Source organism: Ammoniphilus sp. YIM 78166 (genome assembly GCF_004522215.1).
Taxonomy (GTDB): domain Bacteria; phylum Bacillota; class Bacilli; order Aneurinibacillales; family RAOX-1; genus YIM-78166.
This window is the reverse complement of sequence record NZ_SDLR01000002.1, coordinates 81,845-102,709: the sequence shown is the minus strand read 5'-3', so window position 1 is coordinate 102,709 and position 20,865 is coordinate 81,845. Positions and strand designations below refer to the sequence as shown.

Annotated in this window: 24 protein-coding genes and 1 riboswitch; of the genes, 11 read left to right on the top strand and 13 right to left on the bottom strand. The window is 44.3% G+C overall.

Features of this window, described 5'->3' with window-relative positions; genetic code table 11:
* Positions 1-406 precede the first annotated feature (406 nt).
* From EIZ58_RS34345 to EIZ58_RS33180, 4 genes are all read right to left on the bottom strand, one after another.
* Entirely contained in the window at positions 407-559 is a 153-nt protein-coding gene (locus EIZ58_RS34345; protein WP_240688980.1) for a glutaredoxin family protein, read from the bottom strand.
* 108 nt (positions 560-667) lie between these two features.
* Positions 668-853, bottom strand: coding sequence for a hypothetical protein (locus tag EIZ58_RS06505; RefSeq protein WP_134699786.1), 186 nt, complete (start codon positions 851-853; stop codon positions 668-670).
* Positions 854-890: 37 nt separating this feature from the next.
* The gene (locus tag EIZ58_RS06500) at positions 891-2,594 is read right to left on the bottom strand and encodes an ABC-ATPase domain-containing protein (RefSeq protein WP_240688979.1); all 1,704 of its coding nucleotides are present in this window, start codon (positions 2,592-2,594) and stop codon (positions 891-893) included.
* A gap of 57 nt (positions 2,595-2,651) precedes the next feature.
* The gene (locus tag EIZ58_RS33180) at positions 2,652-2,825 is read right to left on the bottom strand and encodes a hypothetical protein (protein WP_167577544.1); all 174 of its coding nucleotides are present in this window, start codon (positions 2,823-2,825) and stop codon (positions 2,652-2,654) included.
* Between the two features lie 122 nt (positions 2,826-2,947).
* Between EIZ58_RS33180 and EIZ58_RS06495 the strand changes: the two genes are divergently transcribed.
* Positions 2,948-3,145 carry a hypothetical protein gene (locus tag EIZ58_RS06495; RefSeq protein ID WP_134699785.1) on the top strand — a complete coding sequence of 66 codons (198 nt, stop codon included), beginning with the start codon at positions 2,948-2,950 and terminating at the stop codon, positions 3,143-3,145.
* 111 nt (positions 3,146-3,256) lie between these two features.
* Here EIZ58_RS06495 and EIZ58_RS06490 read toward each other — a convergent pair whose 3' ends face one another.
* Together EIZ58_RS06490 and EIZ58_RS06485 are read right to left on the bottom strand one after the other, a co-directional pair.
* Positions 3,257-3,628: a DUF423 domain-containing protein gene (locus EIZ58_RS06490; RefSeq protein ID WP_134699784.1), complete on the bottom strand. Its 372-nt coding sequence runs from the start codon at positions 3,626-3,628 to the stop codon at positions 3,257-3,259.
* A gap of 49 nt (positions 3,629-3,677) precedes the next feature.
* Positions 3,678-4,421 (bottom strand): EcsC family protein, encoded by a 744-nt coding sequence (locus tag EIZ58_RS06485; RefSeq protein WP_167577543.1) that lies wholly within the window; start codon positions 4,419-4,421, stop codon positions 3,678-3,680.
* A gap of 139 nt (positions 4,422-4,560) precedes the next feature.
* On the opposite strand from EIZ58_RS06485, the gene EIZ58_RS06480 reads away from it, so the two are divergent.
* Positions 4,561-5,211, top strand: a complete 651-nt coding sequence (locus EIZ58_RS06480) for an HD domain-containing protein (RefSeq protein ID WP_134699781.1) — start codon at positions 4,561-4,563, stop codon at positions 5,209-5,211.
* Positions 5,212-5,314: 103 nt separating this feature from the next.
* Here EIZ58_RS06480 and EIZ58_RS06475 read toward each other — a convergent pair whose 3' ends face one another.
* Positions 5,315-6,655: an MDR family MFS transporter gene (locus tag EIZ58_RS06475; protein ID WP_134699780.1), complete on the bottom strand. Its 1,341-nt coding sequence runs from the start codon at positions 6,653-6,655 to the stop codon at positions 5,315-5,317.
* Positions 6,656-6,896: 241 nt separating this feature from the next.
* Positions 6,897-7,538: a spore protease YyaC gene (gene yyaC / locus EIZ58_RS06470; RefSeq protein ID WP_167577542.1), complete on the bottom strand. Its 642-nt coding sequence runs from the start codon at positions 7,536-7,538 to the stop codon at positions 6,897-6,899.
* A 130-nt stretch (positions 7,539-7,668) separates the two neighbouring features.
* Between yyaC and EIZ58_RS06465 the strand changes: the two genes are divergently transcribed.
* The 4 genes from EIZ58_RS06465 to EIZ58_RS33175 all read left to right on the top strand — a co-directional run bounded on the left by EIZ58_RS06465 (position 7,669) and on the right by EIZ58_RS33175 (position 11,039).
* A complete protein-coding gene (locus tag EIZ58_RS06465) occupies positions 7,669-7,974 on the top strand; it encodes a cold-inducible protein YdjO-related protein (RefSeq protein WP_370297633.1) in 306 nt (101 codons plus the stop codon).
* A 118-nt stretch (positions 7,975-8,092) separates the two neighbouring features.
* A riboswitch (cyclic di-GMP riboswitch) is annotated at positions 8,093-8,179 on the top strand.
* A gap of 93 nt (positions 8,180-8,272) precedes the next feature.
* A complete protein-coding gene (locus EIZ58_RS06460; protein ID WP_134699776.1) occupies positions 8,273-8,725 on the top strand; it encodes a chemotaxis protein CheX in 453 nt (150 codons plus the stop codon).
* 26 nt (positions 8,726-8,751) lie between these two features.
* Positions 8,752-10,461 (top strand): methyl-accepting chemotaxis protein, encoded by a 1,710-nt coding sequence (locus EIZ58_RS06455; RefSeq protein ID WP_134699774.1) that lies wholly within the window; start codon positions 8,752-8,754, stop codon positions 10,459-10,461.
* Between the two features lie 77 nt (positions 10,462-10,538).
* Complete coding sequence (locus EIZ58_RS33175; protein WP_167577541.1) at positions 10,539-11,039, top strand: hypothetical protein; 501 nt, start codon at positions 10,539-10,541, stop codon at positions 11,037-11,039.
* Between the two features lie 575 nt (positions 11,040-11,614).
* Here the strand turns inward: EIZ58_RS33175 and EIZ58_RS06450 are convergent.
* The 3 genes from EIZ58_RS06450 to EIZ58_RS06440 all read right to left on the bottom strand — a co-directional run bounded on the left by EIZ58_RS06450 (position 11,615) and on the right by EIZ58_RS06440 (position 15,750).
* Entirely contained in the window at positions 11,615-13,075 is a 1,461-nt protein-coding gene (locus EIZ58_RS06450) for a protein adenylyltransferase SelO (protein ID WP_134699773.1), read from the bottom strand.
* Positions 13,076-13,395: 320 nt separating this feature from the next.
* Positions 13,396-14,751 (bottom strand): 23S rRNA (uracil(1939)-C(5))-methyltransferase RlmD, encoded by a 1,356-nt coding sequence (gene rlmD / locus EIZ58_RS06445; RefSeq protein WP_240688978.1) that lies wholly within the window; start codon positions 14,749-14,751, stop codon positions 13,396-13,398.
* 81 nt (positions 14,752-14,832) lie between these two features.
* Positions 14,833-15,750 (bottom strand): proline dehydrogenase family protein, encoded by a 918-nt coding sequence (locus EIZ58_RS06440; protein ID WP_134699769.1) that lies wholly within the window; start codon positions 15,748-15,750, stop codon positions 14,833-14,835.
* 184 nt (positions 15,751-15,934) lie between these two features.
* Between EIZ58_RS06440 and EIZ58_RS06435 the strand changes: the two genes are divergently transcribed.
* From EIZ58_RS06435 to EIZ58_RS06430, 3 genes are all read left to right on the top strand, one after another.
* Positions 15,935-16,318 carry a hypothetical protein gene (locus EIZ58_RS06435; RefSeq protein ID WP_134699767.1) on the top strand — a complete coding sequence of 128 codons (384 nt, stop codon included), beginning with the start codon at positions 15,935-15,937 and terminating at the stop codon, positions 16,316-16,318.
* 71 nt (positions 16,319-16,389) lie between these two features.
* Positions 16,390-16,566, top strand: a complete 177-nt coding sequence (locus EIZ58_RS33170) for a DUF5325 family protein (RefSeq protein WP_167577540.1) — start codon at positions 16,390-16,392, stop codon at positions 16,564-16,566.
* Positions 16,567-16,579: 13 nt separating this feature from the next.
* Entirely contained in the window at positions 16,580-17,824 is a 1,245-nt protein-coding gene (locus tag EIZ58_RS06430) for an MFS transporter (RefSeq protein ID WP_134699765.1), read from the top strand.
* Between the two features lie 37 nt (positions 17,825-17,861).
* Here EIZ58_RS06430 and EIZ58_RS06425 read toward each other — a convergent pair whose 3' ends face one another.
* Complete coding sequence (locus EIZ58_RS06425) at positions 17,862-18,314, bottom strand: cupredoxin domain-containing protein (protein ID WP_167577539.1); 453 nt, start codon at positions 18,312-18,314, stop codon at positions 17,862-17,864.
* A 74-nt stretch (positions 18,315-18,388) separates the two neighbouring features.
* Between EIZ58_RS06425 and EIZ58_RS06420 the strand changes: the two genes are divergently transcribed.
* Complete coding sequence (locus tag EIZ58_RS06420; RefSeq protein ID WP_134699762.1) at positions 18,389-19,339, top strand: nucleoside recognition domain-containing protein; 951 nt, start codon at positions 18,389-18,391, stop codon at positions 19,337-19,339.
* 137 nt (positions 19,340-19,476) lie between these two features.
* On the top strand, positions 19,477-19,653 hold the full coding sequence (locus tag EIZ58_RS33165; protein WP_167577538.1) for a hypothetical protein: 177 nt from the start codon (positions 19,477-19,479) through the stop codon (positions 19,651-19,653).
* On the opposite strand, the gene EIZ58_RS06415 is transcribed toward EIZ58_RS33165, so the two are convergent.
* Positions 19,654-20,850, bottom strand: a complete 1,197-nt coding sequence (locus tag EIZ58_RS06415; RefSeq protein WP_134699761.1) for a hypothetical protein — start codon at positions 20,848-20,850, stop codon at positions 19,654-19,656.
* Positions 20,851-20,865 lie beyond the last annotated feature (15 nt).

Below are 20,865 nucleotides of genomic sequence, written 5' to 3'. Positions count from 1 at the left end.
ATCCGGGCTTCGGGAGGCTCAGAGGGCATCAATCAGGGGCTTTGGTGCCCTGATCCGGGCCTCGGGAGGCTGCAAGGGCTTCAATCGGGGGTTTTGGTGCCCTGATCCGGGCTTCGGGAGGCTCAGAGGGCATCAATCAGGGGCTTTGGTGCCCTGATCCGGGCTTCGGGAGGCTCAGAGGGCATCAATCAGGGGCTTTGGTGCCCTGATCCGGGCTTCGGGAGGCTGCGAGGGCATCAATCGGCGGTTTTGGTACCCTGATCCGGGCCTCAGAGGGCATCAATCGGGGGCTTTGGTGCCCTGATCCGGGTCTCTCCACCACAGTATCTCGAAAATAAGAAACGAGTAGGAATTAAAAGAAAAGCGTGATCCCATAAAGCGGACCAACGCTATTCCTTTCCCATATCTATGATTGATTCAGCTTTTCCCATGCTTCTTTTATTTTTCCTTGATCAAACCCAATAATGACTTCCGAACCAATTCGAAATGTAGGGGTCATGTTGGCACCTAGCCCAATCAGTTCATCTATGTAATCCGGATTTTCCCGAATGTCGCGCACTTCTAAAGGAATTTGTTGATCTGTCAGCCAAGCCTTGGCCGTAAAGCAAGGGGGTCAAGTCGGTTGAGAATACATAATAACTCGATTCTGTGACATGAGTTCTCTCCCCTATCCCATTGGATTGATTTGTGAAATAAATTCTTTGGCCTTCTTTTGAACGAAGGCAAAGACTTCCTTCTGTTCATCCGTCAACGCACCATGTTCTTTCTCGAATTCTGCCTCGAGGTTTTCAATATATCTTGGGAGCATGTCCCCCACCGTATTCAACATTTGCTGCAACATATTCAAATCCATTGTTCAATACCTCCTTCTCGAAATTGTCTTTACTATATCATGTTACGGAAGCAACATAAAGGGAGGAAAGGCGATTCAACGCTGCAGCCACTTCAAAAGGACGAGGAAGAGCTAGGTCCCCTGGATGTTTTCCTCTGTAAGGAGAAATAATATCTATCCCCTCTTTTTGTATTTCCATAAAAACTTGCTCGATGGCTTCTCTTAAAGAAACTTGCTGAATCTCTACTAGTTGTGACACCCTCCTTATCATTTGGACGATGGCTCGTGATTGACTAGGGTCAACCAGTTGCTCCAGATAACGAAGATTTGCCTTTGCCGTACCCAGTTGGATAAAGTCCATTCCTTTGGCCTCCAGCTTTACTTTGGGTCCTCTTAGCTGATCAAAGCTTTGTGCTGACAGTGTTCGTAAAGCAAGCTTCCCGAATTTCATTCCTTCTTCTGTCTTGCGGGCGTTAGAGATTCGATTTGCAATCTCTTTCGCCGATTGCGTGACATCCTTCGTTTGATATTCCTCCATCATTACAACACAGTCAGCTACATCAAAATAATCTCCTGAACCACCAATTACCAAGATTGTCGATATCTTATGCTCCTCATACAAGTGTCTGACCTGATCAATAAACGGAGTAATCGGTTCTTTACCTTTCGAGACAAGGGCTTGCATTCGCGCATCCCGAATCATGAAATTGGTGGCACTTGTATCCTCGTCTATTAACAGCACCTGACACCCCATTTCAAGAGCCTCCATAATGTTGGCGGCTTGAGATGTACTCCCGCTGGCGTCTTCCGTTGAAAATTGCTCTGTATCTTGGCCAAATGGCAAATGGGAAATGAATGGGGTGATATTCACCTTTTCTACTCTTCTTCCATCTTCCGCCCTGACTTTACATGCTGTTTCGTTTGTAATGACAAATTCCCTTCCATCCCCCCGCGTGTGATTGTATATCCCGCGTTCAATTGCTTTTAGTAATGTGGATTTTCCATGATATCCCCCTCCTACAATGAGCGTAACACCAGGACGAACTGCCATTCCTGTCATTGGCAACTCACGATGGGGAACTGGGATTGATACACGAAGAGAATCGGGTGAAAGAAACGGCACTAGGTTATCCCCTCGAAGCGGCCGATTACTCCTCCCGCTCTCACGAGGTAAAATTGCCCCGTCTTGCACAAAAGCCACGTAACCTTCTCTTTCAAGGTAATCACGAATCGCTTGCTGTTGATCACAAAGCTCTAATTGCCTGTTAAGCTGTGTACGATCTACCTTTAGAATAGCCATTTGGATTAATGATGGAAGTTCACGGCATAAGATTTGCGCCGCTTCCTTCCCTAATATAGTTCGGCCTGCTGCCGGAAGGCTTAAGGTAAGACGTACTTCCACGAATTCTTTATCTACTTTCACTGCTGTACGGGGCAAGATTTCTTGTCCAGGCTCATCGATCCGGATTTTCCCCTGTTTCCCATGAAGAACGTTGGCAACGGATCTTGCCAAAAAGTCCTCTAAACCCACCTTTCGATGAAGTAAGTAATAAGTTTCCGGTTCAAAGCCAGCTAAGCGTTGCGATATGGCTACTCGAATACGGGAGGGATTGGCAAATGGATCTGCTTGGATGTAATCGAGATGATACTGTATTAAATTTTCTATGTATGTGCCTTGAATTTCCTTATAGGCTTTATATCCCTTTCCATCTACTCGAGTTAATATTTCCTTTAGCTGATTCAATCCCACGTACGAACTCACTCCTCTTTAATCAAACACAAGGGCACCACTGCACTTGACAGTTAGTGCCCTTATATCCTACTGGTGAGGTTGAAACCCAATTTTCCTAGAAGGCTCGGCAGGCAGTACCCCTGCTTCAGGCTGTGGGACGACGGGATGCGGCGTTGTAATTTCTACCTCAGGCTGATTGGTATGATTAACCTCGTCAGGAATATCAACCTGCGGGATCTCAATATTTTCATTTTGCTCCATATCGCACCTCCTCTCAGCTTTTAATTTGTTCCTTCTAATACTTTTATAAACTGGAAATAAAAACAAGAAAATGGGGGATGATTACTATTAGTCAAAACTGAAAACAATGATGGAGGTAAAGCATGAGTAAGTATGTAATTCAATACACACCTACTGGGGATCTACTCGACACGGAAGGCTATTTATCTTCCCCAGAATGGATAGAGAAAGATCTTATGATGTTTGATAACCAGGAAGATGCTGAAACTTATTTGCGTGATGACCTTTTTGGAACCGATGGTCAGGGACTTGGTCATGAAGTCATTGAGTATCAGGGGTAGTCAGTTTTTTAATTAGTCGATTAAATAACTCCTAATTTTTTACTTTTCTAGACAAAAAAAGAGCCTCTAAGGGCTCTTTTTCATTTACACGAAGCTTTATTCTCCCGCCTGCTACCCTCTAAGTGCAGCAATAGCTAACAAAGCCCACCCGATCAAAAACGCAACGCCCCCAAAAGGAGTAATGGCTCCAAGAATTTTGATTCCTGAGATACTTAATACATAAAGACTGCCGGAGAATAACAAGATTCCAACCATCATCGCCCAGCCAGACCAACTTAACAGCGGGGTTGGAGACAACATTCCGGCAATCACTCCCACCGCGATGAGACCTAATGAATGAAACATATGATATTGAACACCCGTTTGGTAAACAGCCATCATATCTTCCGATAATCTTGCTTTAAGTCCGTGCGCACCAAAAGCACCTAAGGCGACGGTTAGGAACGCATTAATGGCGCCTAGGGCAATAAAAGTTTTGAGCATGTTGACGATCCTCCTGAAAGTGATATACGAATATTATAATAGCAGGTACCTAGATTAACTTACAATCCTGGAGGTATCTCATCCGATAAACATGAACCGCAGTCACCGCTAAATCATCAAGGATAGACCGATTGGCCAACGCCCCGACGATTGCTCCGAAGCCCGGAATAATTTGCAAGAGCTTCCTCAACTCAATCGATTCTCTGTACTCTGAATAAAACTCTCGCCAAGCCATTACATTCTGGTAAGTGGTCTGGCTGATCTCCTGCTTCCGTTCCGGCCAGTCTTTAATTTCTTGATAGATTTTTGTCTTGTTCACATCTCCGGCGTAGGCTAATTGAAATACCTTAATAATGAACATCCGCTCTTCAAAATCTTGAACATTATAACCATAAATGTTCGATAGTTCTTGTAATAGTTTAAATTTAATAGCAATGAAAGCTGGAAAATCCACTGCAGAAAGAACGAGTCCACCTGCTCCAGTACCTGCTCCCTCAGCCATGGCAACTTTTTTATACAACTGGATGGTTTCTTTCGCTTTTTGATCTCTAGCCACAAAGGTAAGACCAGGATCCAAATACTGCTGTTTTTGCGGAATAAGAGATACCCCGCTGGCAATTGATTTAACCATGCCTTCTACAGCTTTCGCGAGCTTCTCATGAACAACCTCAGGGATCAAGGAATCGATCTTCTTCTGGAAGCTCCGACTCCATTGGTGAAAAAACCACGTACTGGTTTGCTCCTTTTCCCATTCTCTTATTTGGCCCAGAATATAATGTTGATATTGATCCACTTCCCTCACCTACCCTAAGATAATATCGACTATTCGTTGTTTTCTTTTACGGTTCTCAGCCTGTACAAGTTTCAATCATTCTATTATTGTTGATGATAATGTTAGAATGAGCCAATAAAATAAAGGGGAGAACAAGGGCATGAACAAAAAACAGCATATTTTGGACGCTGCTGAACGCTTTGCGCGCTTTGAACTAGAAAAAGACAGCAGCGGACATGATTGGTGGCATATCTACCGCGTAACCCAAACGGCCAAGGCGATTGCGGCCGTTGAAGGAGCCAACTCTTTTGTATGTGAGTTGGCAGCGCTCCTGCATGACATTCCTGATGAAAAACTTACGGGGAATGAACAAGCTGGCTTAATGAAGGTAGAGCAATGGCTGAAGGAACACGATGTCGAAGAAGAAACGATTTTCCACGTGATGGACATTATTTCTTCAATGTCATTTAAAGGCGGAGGCAAGCCCCCTATGCGAACATTAGAAGGCATGGTGGTTCAAGATGCCGATCGATTAGACGCAATCGGAGCCGTCGGCATTGCTCGCGTTTTTGCCTATAGCGGCGCAAAGGATCAGTTAATCCATGATCCCCATCTTCCCCCTCGCGAAAACATGACGGCTGAAGAATATCGGCAGGGAAAAAGCACGGCGATTAATCACTTCTATGAAAAATTATTTAAGCTTAAAGAAATGATGAACACTGCCTATGCCAAAAAACTAGCCACTGAGCGCCATGAATTTATGGATGTATTCATCCAAAGGTTCTACTCCGAGTGGGAAGGCAAGTCCTAAAAAGTTAATTAGTTGATTAACTTTCTCTCTTCATTCTATCCCATTCTACAAGATTCATCATCAAAAAAGGGAGACAGCTCCATCTCAGCGGTCTCCCTTCTGGTTATGCACTTTTTTTCATATGGTCTCCCATCGGAATCTTGGAAGCGGTCCATAAGCTCAAGCTTGTAATAAAAAGGGCTACGATAAAAATGGCCTGAAAGCTTTCGAGTAAAGTAAAGCTCCCATGAGCTAGATTTAAGATCCCACCCACAATGGTCACCCCAATCGTCGTCCCGATATTTCTCGAAAACAATTGGATTGACGTAGAGATGCCCCGTTCCTTAGGATCTACGGCTTCCTGCACACCAATCGTAAAGGATGTAACACAAACCCCAAATCCTAGCCCTAAGATAAACATAATGATTAACAGCAAAGTATAGTTCAGTACGGGAACAAACAAGGCAAGCAGAGCTCCACCCAGCACCAGCAGACCAATTCCCGAAAGAATAGCCTTTTTATACCCTACTTTTAAAATCAGCTTACCTGCCGGTACAGACCCAGCGTTCCAGCCAAGCACCTGCCCCATTAAAATTAAGCCGCTAGCAAGGGGACTATATCCGAGAATCTCTTGGGCAAACAGTGGAATGAAAAAAGGAACGACGAAAAGCCCCATCGTCACAATCATTCCCGATATATTCAGCCATAGAATCATAGGATTTTGGAACATTTCAATCCGGATTAACGGGTGGACTCTGGTTCGTTGATGGTTAACAAACAGGACAAATAAAATCATGCTAATGACAACCAAACCAACGATCTCATTCCATACCGTTCCTAAAGTCGCAAATAATAACGTGCCAATCGCCAAAACTAAGAGGACGGCACCTACATAGTCAATGGAGGTCTTTTCACCTTCTACTTGCTCTTCAAACGATAAGAATCCTAGAATCGCAATGATGCCCACGGGGATATTAATCCAGAATATCCAACTCCAATGGAAGTTCTCAATAATCCATCCCCCAAGTAAGGGACCGCTGATCCCTGCAATAGCCCACATGCTGCTGAACAAGCCTTGGATCTTTCCGCGATTTTTTATATCATACAGATCCCCTGCTATGGTTACCGTAAGCGGTAAAACTCCACCTGCTCCCAGTCCTTGAATCACTCGAGAAAGGACAAGCTGCCACATCGTGGCTGACATCGCACATAAAGCAGATCCTATGAGAAATAGTCCTAAAGCGACTAGATACACTTTTTTTCTGCCATAACGATCGGCTAATTTACCGTATATGGGTACTGTAATGGTGCTAGACAACATATAGGCGGAAAATACCCAGCTATACAACTCTGCATCCCCTAATATTTTTTGCACCTCAGGCATTGCAGTACTCATAATCATTTGATCTAAAGCGGCTAAAAGCATTCCTAAGGTAATACTCGCAACGACAATTGCTCTTTTCACAATTCCCCCTCTTCCTGCAATCCGATATAAATCCCATTATAAGTGAATGTCATGATCATGAACAGCTAGTCTATTTATTATCCACAAGTTATCCACAGAAAAATGTGGATAGTATGACTTCCGAGCAATATCGACAATTCCCCTGGAAATAAGACACATTACTACATCTTTAGAAAAAGAAAAAGCTTTTGATTGTCATATATCATATGACTCCAAAAGCTTGATCATGTATGGGAACGGGTTAGTTTAACAAGGGAGAATAATACTCCCCTTTTAGCCTTTTTAAATAAGCCCTTACTTCCATATCTTCTTCAAATAAGTTCACTGTCTTTCCACTTGCACAAGGTAGATACTTCATGAGTGCTGAGGATAAAGTGATCACCATCGGGATTACCGTTGAAAGTGAGGTCTGCGTAAGAACGAGACTGTCACTTTTCCAATCTTTAAGATTCACTACAGCGACAATGCCTACATCCCCAACAGGCGGGAGGGTTTTCCCAATTCCTGACCCGGGATGAAGGGTACCCGAAGAGATGGAAAAGGTTTCTACAAAAGAAAACGTCCCTAGTGCAGCGTCGATGGCGATAACAAGTTTATCCTTCGGAATTTCCTGTATACGTTCATGAATGTTTTTGGCATCGATCGGATCTTGGATAGTACCCATTACATTGGTATAACCGTTACTCTTCAAGTAAGATCCAACCAAGGGTCCAAAACAATCCCCGCTAATTTGGTTTGTTCCTATACAAAAAAAGACGACATCCTCATTTCTGATATGAGAAGGAAGAACATCAGCTAGTTTAACCAGAAGATCTTGCTCTGTTTTTATTTTTGCTTGACCCTGTCTTTTGGGAAACAACCATTGCCTTACTTGCTTTAACACCGAACTCTCTCCTATCTCTTTCCTAATACGTTATTAGTTCCATTCTAACAGGATCACGTTACTTATTAAAGGTCAGTTCAACATTGTTCAAGTAACGTTCAATTATTAATTCGTCAAGAACGGAGATAATATGGGTGTTCCTTTTATTTTAATTTTAGAGAGGGTGAATCTTTTCATGCCGGAACATACTCAGCAGCCATCGGTAACCGAGACGATACCAACTCCCGCTTCAGAACCTAATGCCGTACCAACCGAAGTGTGGAACTGTGAATCCCAGGAATGCAAAGGATGGATGAGAAAAAATTTCTCCTTAGAGAATTCACCTGAATGCCCTCTATGTCAAACTGAAATGAAAGCCGGCACCCGAATGATTCCCCAACTCCAAAAAGAAATAAAAAAAAGAGGAATAAATTTTGCCCGACGCGTGAGGCACTAGTTCCAGTCAAGACTATACCCAAAGACATAGTTCTTTAGGTATAGTCTTTTCATTATTTTATTGAATTTTGCGGACAATGCAGGTAAAATATAACTACTTATCTTGCTATTTTTACAAAATTCGACCAAGGCAAACCTATTCGAAAGATAGGGACGCAAAGCCATGGATCTAAAGCTCTAGAAGCTATGATTGCCAGGTTGCCGATAAGCCACAATTAGAAACTTTGTGCTGACGGCTATTCTTTATTAAGAATAGTCTTTTTATTTCAAAAAATTTCAAATGAAAAGAGTGAACTGCTATGACTATCGTTGGAAAACATGCCGAAATTGCTAATACCCTCATCCAAGTGGTCCCGGCCGTCATTCCTTTCCCCTTATCGCTGCAACCCCCTGTATCTTCCTTCCCTTCAATCCCTTCAACCGAATGGGGAGTTCTTGTAGGCATTACCGGAGATATACGAGGTAAACTGCTAGTTAAAGGGACCTCTGAGACCTTTGGCCAGCTCGGACAAAATCTTTTTGGAATGCCATTAGAAGGGGCCATGCTCGAATCTTTTACTGGAGAGCTTGGAAACATGATAGCTGGCAACTTCTCTTCTCATATTTTTCAAAAAGGCTTTTCTATTGATATCACTCCTCCTACTCTCATGACAGAAGAATCAAGCTTTTATCAGCTCGCTTATGAATTTAGCATTCCTATCAATATCGACCAAATTGGTGACATGTCCATTGCTTGGATTCCCCATGATTAAACTTTGACAAACCGGAGGGTAAAGGAATGAAGTGGCTTTATAACTTGCGTATTTCTCGGAAATTATTTATCGTTTTTAGCTTAATCTGTTTTATTATGGGAAGCGTTGGGTTTCTCGGTCTTAAACAGTTATCTCATTTAAACTCCCAGCTTCGTTCCATGTATGAAGAAAGATTTACCCCAGTTGTTCATTTGTTAGAAGTAAGTAAAGCAATTTCAGAGAACACCCTCATCCTAATGAATGCCACTACCATTCGCAAAACGGCGGAATCTCTGCGAGAATCTATCGGAGCTAATCTTGAGGTTGCCAAAGCTAGCATTGAAGCCTATAGCCAGCTTAGCCTTACAAGGGAAGAAGAAAACCTCCTTAGCAGTCTTAAAACTCTTATAGTGGCCTACGAATCCAATACAATGCAGTCCATTGAAATTGCCGTGGGCGATGATCCGAACGCATTAGTAATGAGGTTAAATGGTTCTTCCACTCAGAAAAAAGCGTTAGAGGACACGATTAATGCACTTGTTGAAATTCAAAGTCAAAAATCGAAAGAGTTATATACTCAAGCAGAGCAGGCGTATGCTCAATCACAGACTATGACCATCGCGATGGTTCTTGGGGGCATTCTTCTTTCGATTCTGTTTGGCACCCTGGTTAGTCGCACGATCGTAGGACCGATCAATCAAATTAAAGGCCGACTCCAAGAAATGTCACAGGCAGGTGGTGACTTGACTCAGCGATTAAATATCAACACCAAGGATGAAGTCGGACAATTAGCTTCGGAATTCAACTCGATGTTAGATAGTATTCGAAACATCATTCAAGAGGTTCTTCAACGTTCAAGACTCGTAACGGAAACGTCAAGTGAACTTACCCAAAGAGCTCTACATACCAGCCAAGCAAGCGTACAGATTGCAACAGCAGTAAAACAGATCGCTGCTGGAGCTGACACCCAAGTTCAAAGTATTACAGAAACCTCTGTCTCCATGAACCAAATGTCAGCAGGTGTACAACAAATCTCTGCCAATAGTCAAGAAGTGGCAGCAACAGCTAAATATGCTACCCAATTGGCTCAAGAAGGGAACCAAACCATCGGTCGATCCATGGAACGTATCGAAACCGTTACCTCTACAGTAATCCAATCCGCCGACCTCATGAGGAAGCTCGGAGAACGCTCTCAATCGATCGGTAAGATCGTTGAAGTAATAACAGGCATTGCCAATCAAACCAACCTGCTTTCCCTCAATGCTGCAATCGAAGCAGCAAGAGCCGCGGAGCATGGTCGAGGATTTGCCGTTGTGGCTGACGAAGTTCGCAAGCTAGCCTCCGAATCGGCACAAGCCGCGCAACAGATCTCTGAAATGATCAAGGAAATTCAAGCAGAAACCGCTAAAGTAGCTGATTTTATGGTAAAAGGAACAACCGACGTACAAGAAGGATTAACCGCTGCAAAACAAGCCAGCGATTCCTTCCAGCAGATTCACGAAGCGATCGAAGTTGTCACCAAGCAGATAACAGAAGTTTCAGCAGCAACCGAACAGATGGTTGCAGGAACTGAGGATGTGCTTCATTCCATTCAAACCATTGTTAACGTAGCGGAGTCTGCAACAGATGAGACGAGCAAAGTACATGATGTTGCCGAAGAATCGCACAAGCTCATGGATGAAATTGTATCTTCCACTCAATCCATGACAGAAATTGCTCAAGATCTTCAGAAGCTTGTGGGACAATTTAAGGTGTAATGAGAAAAGTATGGGCCATTAAGGCGGGGCCCATACTTTTTTATTTGGAATGATTAGCAGAATAGAAGGAAATTTGTATGAGTCGAGTAAGTAAATGGGCAGTCCGAGCGAACCCCCAAGTTCAGTGCACGAACCGCGGGCTTGCGGTACCTCAAACGAGCAATCTCCCAGGTTCAGTGCACGAACCGCGGGCTTGCGGTACCTCAAACGAGCGAACCCCCAGGTTCAGGGCACGATTCGCCGCCTTGCGGTACCTCAAACGAGCAATCTCCCAGGTTCAGTGCACGAACCGCGGGCTTGCGGTACCTCAAACGAGCAATCTCCCAGGTTCAGTGCACGAACCGCGGGCTTGCGGTACCTCAAACGAGCGATCCCTCTGGTTCAGGACACGAACCGTTGCCTTGCGGTACCTCAAACGAGCGATCTCCCAAGTTCAGGGCACGATTCGCGGCTTGCGGTACCTCAGGTGCTCCAACTTCTTGGAATCATTACCGGTTTACATGAAAATCCCCGGCATTAAAGTTGTGCTTGATCACAGGGTGATCCGGGATGCCCAATCGCTTCCCGAGAAAAAGTAAAGCAAGTGACTCCATCTTACTTGTATCCATTACGGGTTCGGGAGCAACTAACCGTGTATCGTGACCAAACCTCCTAGATTAGCTGGAATGGTTACAGGTATGTGAACAAACGATACCAACTCGTGAGCAAACGCCACTTTTCCGTGAGCAAATCAAAAATTTTGTGAGCATCAGCCCACGAGCGAGAGTGTTCGGGGCCAAAAAAGGGTATAGACGAAAAATAAAAGCGGAATTACTTAAAATCAGCTTGGAATGAAAGGCTCTAAACCGAAGTTTAGATTGCACTTCTAAAAAGTAGACCCAAATCACTTCATTTCTCGAAAAAACTTGGGACCAAACCGCGGACAAAAGGGATTTTCATTGGAGACGGTGGCTAAAAGGGCTTGCCCTCCTGGCCTGGGGGGTTCGTGACTACATGCATAGTTATGGGCGTTTTACTTAGGGATCTTGCTTAGAAAAACTAAATCAAAGAAATCCGCAAAAAAAATTCCTCAGCGACCAGCTGAGGATAGTTGTGGAGGAGAAACTTTACGAGTTAGGATTACTAGTGTGGCCTGCAGGACCATCTTTTATACCTAGGTACCGCAAAAAGTTCGATACGGACGCCCTGACGAATCAGGCAGCGTGCAATAATCCACCTGTTCTGGCAGGTACTCGTAAGGAGTAGCAAGCACCTTAAGCAACCTCTCCATCACACTGTAGTCTTCTCGTTCCCCTGCTGCTTCTAACGCCTCTTCTACCTTATGGTTTCGAGGGATGACCATGGGATTAGAACTTCGCATCAACTCCAGAGAAGAGTCTTTTGATTCCGGCTGACGGCCTAGTCGCTCCTGCCACGCCCCATACCACGCTGTAAATTCGGTACTGCCAGAAAGTACGGTATCCTCTGGCTTTTCCATGGTTAACGAACGGAACGTATTCGTAAAGTCTGCACGGTGCTTCTGCATCATATTGAGAAGTTCCTCGATAAGGGATTCATCCTTTTCCTCTTCGTTAAATATCCCGATCTTGGCTCTCATGCCTTTAAGCCAATGAGCATGAAACAACTTCGGATATCCAGAAATCTTATCTTGGGCAAGTTCCACAGCTTTCTCCTCGTTTTCGTGCAATAACGGCAACAGGGACTCAGCTAATCTGGCCAGGTTCCACCCGCCGATAGGCGGCTGATTGCCATAAGCATAGCGACCTTGCCGATCAATTGAACTGAACACCGTTGCAGGGTCATAGGCATCCATAAAAGCACAAGGACCATAATCAATGGTTTCGCCACTTATCGTCATGTTATCTGTGTTCATAACGCCATGAATAAAACCAACCAATTGCCACTTGGCTATCAACGCTGCCTGACGCTTCATGACTTCCTCAAGAAAGGACAAGTATCGATTTTCCCCTTCGGGAATGCCTGGATAGTGCCGTTGAATCGCATAATCAGCCAGCCTACGGAGTTCCTCCACTGTCCCCCAGTTAGCGGCATATTGAAAAGTTCCAACTCGTAAGTGACTAGCGGCGACACGAGTCAGAATCGCACCGGGTAGCTCCGTTTCACGATAAACGGTTTCACCAGTTGACACCACTGCTAGACTACGAGTAGTCGGAATTCCTAGCGCATGCATCGCTTCGCTGATGATATATTCTCGCAACATCGGCCCCACTGCCGCTCGACCATCCCCTCCACGAGAATAGGGGGTTCTGCCGGGACCTTTTAACTGAATATCAAAGCGTTCACCCGTTGGGGTCATCTGTTCACCTAGAAGGATAGCTCGTCCGTCTCCTAACATGGTAAAATGCCCAAACTGATGCCCTGCATAGGCCTGGGCAAGTGGCATAGAGGATTCAGGTATCCAATTGCCTGCGAATACGGCTACACCCTCTTCAGTTTGCAATGCCTCTGCGTTTAACCCAAGCGATGATGCCAACGAATGATTGAATATGATGAGTTTGGGTGAGCGGACTGGAGTTGGATTCTGGCTCAAAAAAAACTTTTCTGGCAGCCGAGCATAGCTGTTATCAAAGTTCCATCCTGTATTATTTGTCATTGGATCTCCTTTTTTCTTCTATGTAATATCTATATTAGTATATCTCCAAAAACCAATTTATACCTATATGGTAACTCTCTTGTAGATAATGCCCAACTTTAAAAGGAGCATGGTTCCCCATGCTCCCTACCGTAAAACATACTGATATTAGTAAAAAGGAACGCTAATTACGATAACAAGCAAGACATAGAGTACCAAAATGTAGGCGGTACTGCCATAACCAACTGCACCCATTAAGCCTTCCCCCCTTCAACTACGCATACCTCATTGTATGCGTAACTTAAGTACAAGACATAGGCATTCATCATGTGCAGACTAATTTAGGTTTTTAACGTCATCAAGGTGACCGACTCCACATGAGCCGTTTGCGGGAACATATCCACCGGCTGCACCCAGTGAATATCATATTGTTTGGCTAATAGATTACAGTCTTTCGCTAAGGTTGAGGGATTGCAGGATACATAAACGATTCGCTTCGGTTTGACAGACAGAAGTGTTTTTAGCAGTTGCTCGTCGCATCCGGTTCTAGGTGGATCCACAACGACGACGTCCGGCCTTAGTCCCTGTTTTACCCACTGTGGGAGCAGCTGCTCGGCCTTACCCGTATAAAATCGAGCATTCCGAATTCCGCTCAGCTGCGCGTTACGGTTCGCATCTTCTACCGCTTCTGGAATGACTTCAATTCCCCTTACTTCCTTGGCGTCTGGTGCAAGCCATAGTCCAATTGTTCCTACCCCACAATAAGCATCAACCAACAATTCTTTTCCCGTTAAAGCTGATGCTTCTTTTACCGCATTATAAAGCTTAATGGTTTGCTCAGGATTCAACTGGAAAAAGGCTCTCGGTGAAAGGGAGAATTGGACCTCTCCTAAACGCTCATCAATCGTTCCTGATCCCCATAACAGGTTTGTTTGATCTCCGAATATAAGAGAGGTTTTCTTATCATTAATGTTTTGCATAATGCTTTGTAAAAAAGGCATCCGGTGTCGAAGCTCCAAGATTAATTCCTTGATCTTTGGAATTTCTTTTACCGCTGTCACGATCGTCAGCTGCGTTCCTTCAGTTTCGAAGCCTACCCGAGCGACAACCGTTCGGACTACCCCACTTCGCTTGCGCTCATTGTATATGGGAATGCCCAGCTGGTTTAATACATCTCTTGTTGTTTGAATCATTTCATTCGTTTTCGGATGCTGGATAGGACAATCTGAAATATCAATAAGCTGATGAGTACCAGCGGCATAGAGACCAGTAACTACTTTTCCATTGGCGTAACCCACCTGCAACTGCGCTTTGTTACGGTAGCTCCATGGATGTTCCATCCCAATGGTATGGCGAATTTCCGGCGGTCTAGCACTTGTGAGATAACGGCTAAAGGCTTCTACCACTAATTCCCTTTTGGAATCCAGCTGTCCCTCGTAGCTCATATGCTGCAGCTGACATCCTCCGCATTCTTTGTAAACAGGACACGCAGGCTTTACTCTGTGAGGAGACTTCTCCTTTACCCGAATCAGGTCCGCATAAGCTAAGTTCTTCTCAATCCTTTTAATTTCCGCAACCACGACTTCTCCTGGCAGTGCTCCATCGATAAAAACGACCTTCTTCTTGAAGTAGCCTACCCCTTCTCCATTGATCCCTAGCCGCTTGATTGTAACCATGATGACTTGTCCTAACTTCATGTCCATCCTTCTACCATTCCTTTAAGCCAAATGTAAGTTGCAAAATAAAGATCCCAACAGCTAAGCTGTTGGAACCGCCCGTTATCTTCTGAATAATCCCTTCAGGACAAACGCTACGTTGGCTGGGCGCTCGGCCAACCTTCTCATGAAGTAACCATACCAATCGTTTCCGTAAGGGACATATACCCTCATCCTATAACCTTCTTTTACAAGCTCAAGCTGGGTAGTCGTACGAATCCCGTATAACATCTGAAATTCGAATTGCTTAGGCGAATACCCTTTTTCTTCTGCTAACTGCTTGGTATAATTGATAATGGCGTCATCGTGCGTGGCCACAGCCGTATACGAGCCGCTTTCTAAATGAAGCCCAATTAGCTTTTTGAAGTTCTCATCGACATCCCCTTTATCGGGGAAAGCGACGTCTTCGGATTCCTTATAGGCCCCTTTAACCAGCCGCAGATTAATATGCTGTTCGCCTAGTTTCCTTACATCCTCTTCACTTTTATACAAATAAGCTTGTATGACGGTTCCTACGTTCTGATATCTTGTTCTTAGCTCGCTTAGGATCTCTAGTGTGATCTCATTGTGTGCATAATCTTCCATATCAATCCTAACAAAGTTACCATACTTTTCTGCGACTTCCAAGATCCGCTGCATATTAGCCATGCACAATTCCTTACTGATATCGAGACCAAGCTGGGTCATCTTGAGCGATAGATTGCAATTTACTCCTGCTGCGTCAATAGCTTCAAGCGTTTTTATACAATAGTCAGCCGCTTCATTCGCTTCGTGCTCCTGAAAAACGAATTCTCCTAGATGATCTAACGTACATAGAAGTCCTTGCTGGTTAAGTTCCCTTACTTTAACAATCGCATCTTCGATGGTCTCACCTGCCACGACACGATGCGCCCCAAACTTTAATCCCCACCTTTTCGCCATGCGATTTAAAGCCTGATTCTTTGATAAAGCCAGGAACATATTTTTTAATACGGTTTCCATGTCAGGATTCCTCCTAGCTGGATGGTTGAACTTTACCCTATTATTCCAATCTGTATCTTATTTTATTGTACGCCAAATCCCTACACCGTGTTTCCTGTGTTTCCTGAACTTACTACGATCTTTTTACGCGCTTATCTGATAAAATCAGAGATATGAAAAAAGGATGAACGGAGGAGTTTCACTCATGTCTATGGCCGCCGATATCGTAACACTGGAGTTGATAGCGGCTGTCCATCAGGTTGCGGAGCTCGACCATCCAACCTATCACCACATTGTACATAGATTGCACACGCAAGTGGCACACTTCGAATGGGTCGGCCTCTACCTTCTAGACAATTCCAATGAATATGTCATGAAAGCCTCATCAGGCGACTTTATCTCCGAATCCATTGCCCGAAAAGCCATCTTACAGATTCCTATTACAAGCTCGTGTGAAGAGGTGCTAGGAAGGGTTACCGTAACCAGCAGGGCAGCAATTGCCTTTGACGAATCTGATTATACCTCTCTCGAGGCTCTTGCCTTAGAGATTGGGAAGAAGATCGAGCAAACGTTGAAGAATCACCAGTAGCCTTTTTCATAGGTTTGCTGGTGATTTTTTGTAAATTGAGATATGATATAAAGCGAAATGAGGTGAAAAACATGAACAGCTGGCAAAAAGTTTCTCTAGCATTAGCCTTGATATCCGCATCATTCTTGGCAGGCATTGGCATTTTTATTGCCGAACGCAGCCTTTTGGGCATCTTGCTTTGTTTATTTGGAGCCATCATGACACCTGGATTAGGCTTCATGTTAAAAAAGCGATTTGTAAACAAATAATGGAGGTTCACCCTTGCTCTACTATTTCAAACAAATAGGTTCCCTGCCGTCTAGTGTTCGGTTATTTCTATTTAGCGAATCTTTTTTAGGAATCGGCCAGGGCATTTTTGGGTTGCTTTTTAACCTGCATCTATTAGCGCTTCACGTCAATGAAAGTGAAATTGGTAAAATTACGGCCTTGGGAACACTCATCATGGGGTTGGGCTCCATTTCGATTAGCTACTTTATTGACCAGTGGGGAAGAAAACGAACACTTTTATGCGGGGTACTTCTCATAGCGGCGGGAAGCTCAGGGGTTTCATTGGGATCTAACTTGATGCACTTTTACTTCGCATACGGGATATACTCCTTTGGCTTAGCTTTGCTGATTGCTTCTGAATTTTCTCTTCTCTTCACTTACTGCCAATCCAAACAGCAAGAAACCCTATCGTATAGTATGGTTTTTGCCGTGTTTACCTTATTTGTAGGCATAGGTACTTATGCAGGCGGGTGGCTGCCCCGATACTTCGGCTATGGCAACACGATCTACCAGGTCCCCCTTCTTCTCACAGGCGGTATCATCTTTTTCGTATTTGTCTTTCGCCTTCTTCTGCCTAAAGAAGAACCGAGAAAACGAGAAACCGGGGAATTAAAGGAAAGAAAATGGATTCCGCAGCGCTCCGTCTTCATCTTTACAGGCTTCTCGATCTTTTTAGGCGCTGCTTTTGCTTTGCTTACCCCTTTCTTTAACATTATCTTGAAATATCGGTTAAGTATGGCTGACGACCAAATCGCACTCATCCTTACCCTAAACGGACTTGTTTTATTTATTAGTTCCCTCTTTTCTCCGTATATTCTTGAGAGATGGGGTCTTCGAAAAACAGCTGCCATGATCTTCTTCTCTACGGTGGTGCCGTCCTTTATTTTAGGTATGATCCTTCCTATGTCTGTTTTTATCACGTTGTTTCTGTTTCGCAGCGGGGCATTCACCGCCCTAACGAATCTGCTCGAAGGCCAGATGATGCAAGCTACCCCTGACCATGAACGAAGTATTTTCTCCGGCTTGCGATCCTTAGGTAGAAGCCTAGCGGCGACTGCCATGTCACTCGTAAGCGGCTATATCCTCTTGCAAAAGGATTATACCTTGCCTTTTATTTTATCAGGCGCTGTTTTAGTGCTCGGCTATCTGTATTTTCGTTACCTCGTGCTGCCCTGTCTAGATGAACAGCCTCATGCGTCGGGCTCTGCCCATCCTGCCACGGAGGAGGCATCAACATAGAAGAGGGTGACCCTTTTGGGGACACCCTTCTTAATCGTTAATCCACAATAATATAACCAACCATCGGCCCATTTTGCGAATGGTCCGAATGGGAGGTGCATACAATCTCAAAAGTGCCTTCTTTATCCGCTATAAAGGACACCTCCGTTTCGCGGCCCTTCTTCACTTCCCCTTTAATATCTAAGCCTTTAATTTCAAACGGATGAAAGGCGCCATGCACGCCATAAAATTTTAATGTGACATGGTCTCCTTTTTCAACAAATAGAACTCCTGGGTCCCATCTATAGACTTCAATCGTTTTTCCATCGTCCATCTTTGCCTTGAATTCTGTGGTGATTATAGTAAACTCTTTTTTAGCTCCACTTCCTCCACTAGAAGCGGCCATAGATGTTCCGTAGTGTTGGAATACGTAATAACCCCCAATGAGTCCACATAGTACTAATAAGGTGATTAAAACTCTTGAACGCTTAATGATATAAACTTGCTTCATGGACATCCCCCCCTTTATTACTAAGGTATGTCCCACTCTAGGTTTTATGATAACAAAAAGAAAGAAGGACTGACATGATTACCACCAACACTTGGAAAACAGGATTTTGGGATGGAATGGAAACGACCTGGAAACTGGGAAAAATCATTTTTCCGATCACCCTGATCGTTACCCTTCTGAAGTACACGCCTGTCATTGATTGGATGGTTGCTCTTTTTACCCCGATTATGGCTTGGCTTGGTTTGCCTGGGGATGCTGCCATTGTACTAGCCCTTGGTAATTTATTAAACATTTACGCCGCGATCGGGGCTATGCTGACCATGGAGCTGACGGTAAAAGAAGTCTTTATCTTGTCCGTTATGCTAAGCTTTTCTCACGGGCTCCTTGTAGAAACAGCTATTATTCGTCAAATTGGGGTTAAAGGGTGGGTGATGGCTGCCATTCGGATGGGGCTTGCCCTTCTCTCCGCTTGGATGATCCATCTCGTGTGGCAAGGAGGACAAGAAAAAGCTCAATATGCTATGGTTGCCCCTCCCGAGAAAATACTAGATGGGTGGGGAGAAATCCTTATTCATGGCATACAAACTTCTATTCTTGGCATTCTTCAGATGGCTGTGATTATCATCCCGCTGATGATTGCAATACAACTCCTTAAGGATATTAAAGCTCTTCCTTACCTAGCAAAAGGACTCATGCCCTTTACTCGCTTAATTGGAGCAACGGAAAAAACAGGGGTCACGTTAATGGCGGGGATTGTATTCGGTATTGCCTTTGGGGCAGGGGTGATTATCCAAGCAGCGAAAGAAGATAACCTTTCTAAAAAGGACTTATATCTCGTTTCTATCTTTCTCGTTATCTGTCACGCGGTTATTGAAGACACCTTAATCTTTGTTCCGCTTGGAATTAATGTTCTCCCTTTATTGCTCATCCGCGTTATTCTAGCTATCCTTGTGACAGCCGTAACCGCAAAGGTATGGACCATGCTTGAGGAAAGATCTCAAACAACTAAAAGTCAATCCATCTAAAACTTACAAGAGGGTTTCTCTAGCCATAGAGAAACCCTCATTTCAGGATTTACCAGAAGGAAAACCACTGAAAATGTAGAAGTAGTCTGGGTGAATACATAACATATATATCAACATGCAAAAGGGGATTGTTAGTCATGACGATCGAGGAAATTCTGCACATTAACAGCATTCCTGCCTTGGAAAGCGAACTTAAAAACATACATATGGATCAGTTCAAAACTCTTGAAAATGAAGAACTGATCTCCTTATTCCAAAGGGAGCTGCTTGTTCGCGTGCGCATTAAACAGATCGAACATATCCTGCATAGCTAGCTAGTCTTCAGGAAAAATCCTAGTCATCATCCGACTGGCTTGGCCTGGGATGTAGACCTCCTGTTCCCTCCATCTGATCCGAGCTATCGAATCATCGGAGATTACCTGTTCAGAAAGGCCAGCTTGACTTATCCTAAATAATAGGTAATGCTCTAGAGCCCAACTGATAACCGCTAGATAGGTGTCCGGCCTATCGTCGTTTTCAAGAGGGTTCTTTAGCTTGTTCAGCCAGTTACTTCCCTTCCATCTCTGTCTTATTTCCAAGAAATCTATAAGCTCAGGAGTCGGAGAGTCCTCTTCTGGAAGATTGGTTACCATCATTTTGTAAACGGGTTTAAGATACCCTCGATCCTCTCGGATCTTCCAATGTAATACCGCCCTTCCTTGCGTTCGCGTTGTCCAGACTTTCACATTCCTTAAGAACGCAGACCACTTGGGGTCCAACATCTTCAATTCTCGATCTAGCCAATAAAGTCCCTGTACATACGGCCATTCCCCTGCTCTCTTCTTAAGTTCCTCTAACCTCTGTTCTAAGTCCGTCGGAATGGTGTTGATCTCATGTTCCGAAACATATATCGTACGCCGCTCATTATTCTTTTCTTCTATGTACTCTACCTTTTTTCTCGTCAATACAAAGTGCAAGGGCTGACTGAGCTGCTCACGCTCTATCCACTCTGACTTCGGCAAGGAACCATACCCGATAAACGGAGTCGACTGAGAGAAAGCTTTTTCTATCGCCTTTTCCCCACGAACGACCATATAGGTCATAGCAGGCCGTTCTGCCCCTCCTATACTTAAGGGATATCCCTGCTTGCTGTGCATCACGAGACTCCTTCGGGATGATATCCGGTACCATTCATGCCAGGAGGCCTCCGTATCCGACTTATCTTGAATAGAAGCCGCAACCAGTTTATAGATTAAAGGCCATTGAGGCCGAAGAAGCTGTTCGATCAACTCCATTTCAAAATCCCACTCTTCTTTGCCTAATAGCTCAACCACACCATATTCCTCAAGAAAAGTAGAAAAGGAGCCTTCGCATTTCATTACACTATGCAGAATCCACAGCTTGGCAAACTCTCCGTAGGTCCAGTTCTCCCACAGCTGATAACCTAAACGGTCATTAATTCGTGTCACGAGACCTAGATGATCCAATAATTTATTCCAGATATATAGAATTCCTAAACGTTTCTCGACCATAAAAAAATTCCTCCG

Coding starts and splice junctions, on each gene's coding strand:
- EIZ58_RS06505 (WP_134699786.1), bottom strand. CDS start 853: ATGGATTTGAATATGTTGCAGCAAATGTTGAATACGGTGGGGGACATG.
- EIZ58_RS33180 (WP_167577544.1), bottom strand. CDS start 2,825: ATGGAGCAAAATGAAAATATTGAGATCCCGCAGGTTGATATTCCTGAC.
- EIZ58_RS06495 (WP_134699785.1), top strand. CDS start 2,948: ATGAGTAAGTATGTAATTCAATACACACCTACTGGGGATCTACTCGAC.
- EIZ58_RS06490 (WP_134699784.1), bottom strand. CDS start 3,628: ATGCTCAAAACTTTTATTGCCCTAGGCGCCATTAATGCGTTCCTAACC.
- EIZ58_RS06480 (WP_134699781.1), top strand. CDS start 4,561: ATGAACAAAAAACAGCATATTTTGGACGCTGCTGAACGCTTTGCGCGC.
- EIZ58_RS06465 (WP_370297633.1), top strand. CDS start 7,669: ATGGGTGTTCCTTTTATTTTAATTTTAGAGAGGGTGAATCTTTTCATG.
- EIZ58_RS06460 (WP_134699776.1), top strand. CDS start 8,273: ATGACTATCGTTGGAAAACATGCCGAAATTGCTAATACCCTCATCCAA.
- EIZ58_RS06455 (WP_134699774.1), top strand. CDS start 8,752: ATGAAGTGGCTTTATAACTTGCGTATTTCTCGGAAATTATTTATCGTT.
- EIZ58_RS33175 (WP_167577541.1), top strand. CDS start 10,539: ATGAGTCGAGTAAGTAAATGGGCAGTCCGAGCGAACCCCCAAGTTCAG.
- EIZ58_RS06450 (WP_134699773.1), bottom strand. CDS start 13,075: ATGACAAATAATACAGGATGGAACTTTGATAACAGCTATGCTCGGCTG.
- rlmD (WP_240688978.1), bottom strand. CDS start 14,751: ATGAAGTTAGGACAAGTCATCATGGTTACAATCAAGCGGCTAGGGATC.
- EIZ58_RS06440 (WP_134699769.1), bottom strand. CDS start 15,750: ATGGAAACCGTATTAAAAAATATGTTCCTGGCTTTATCAAAGAATCAG.
- EIZ58_RS06435 (WP_134699767.1), top strand. CDS start 15,935: ATGTCTATGGCCGCCGATATCGTAACACTGGAGTTGATAGCGGCTGTC.
- EIZ58_RS33170 (WP_167577540.1), top strand. CDS start 16,390: ATGAACAGCTGGCAAAAAGTTTCTCTAGCATTAGCCTTGATATCCGCA.
- EIZ58_RS06425 (WP_167577539.1), bottom strand. CDS start 18,314: ATGAAGCAAGTTTATATCATTAAGCGTTCAAGAGTTTTAATCACCTTA.
- EIZ58_RS06420 (WP_134699762.1), top strand. CDS start 18,389: ATGATTACCACCAACACTTGGAAAACAGGATTTTGGGATGGAATGGAA.
- EIZ58_RS33165 (WP_167577538.1), top strand. CDS start 19,477: ATGACGATCGAGGAAATTCTGCACATTAACAGCATTCCTGCCTTGGAA.
- EIZ58_RS06415 (WP_134699761.1), bottom strand. CDS start 20,850: ATGGTCGAGAAACGTTTAGGAATTCTATATATCTGGAATAAATTATTG.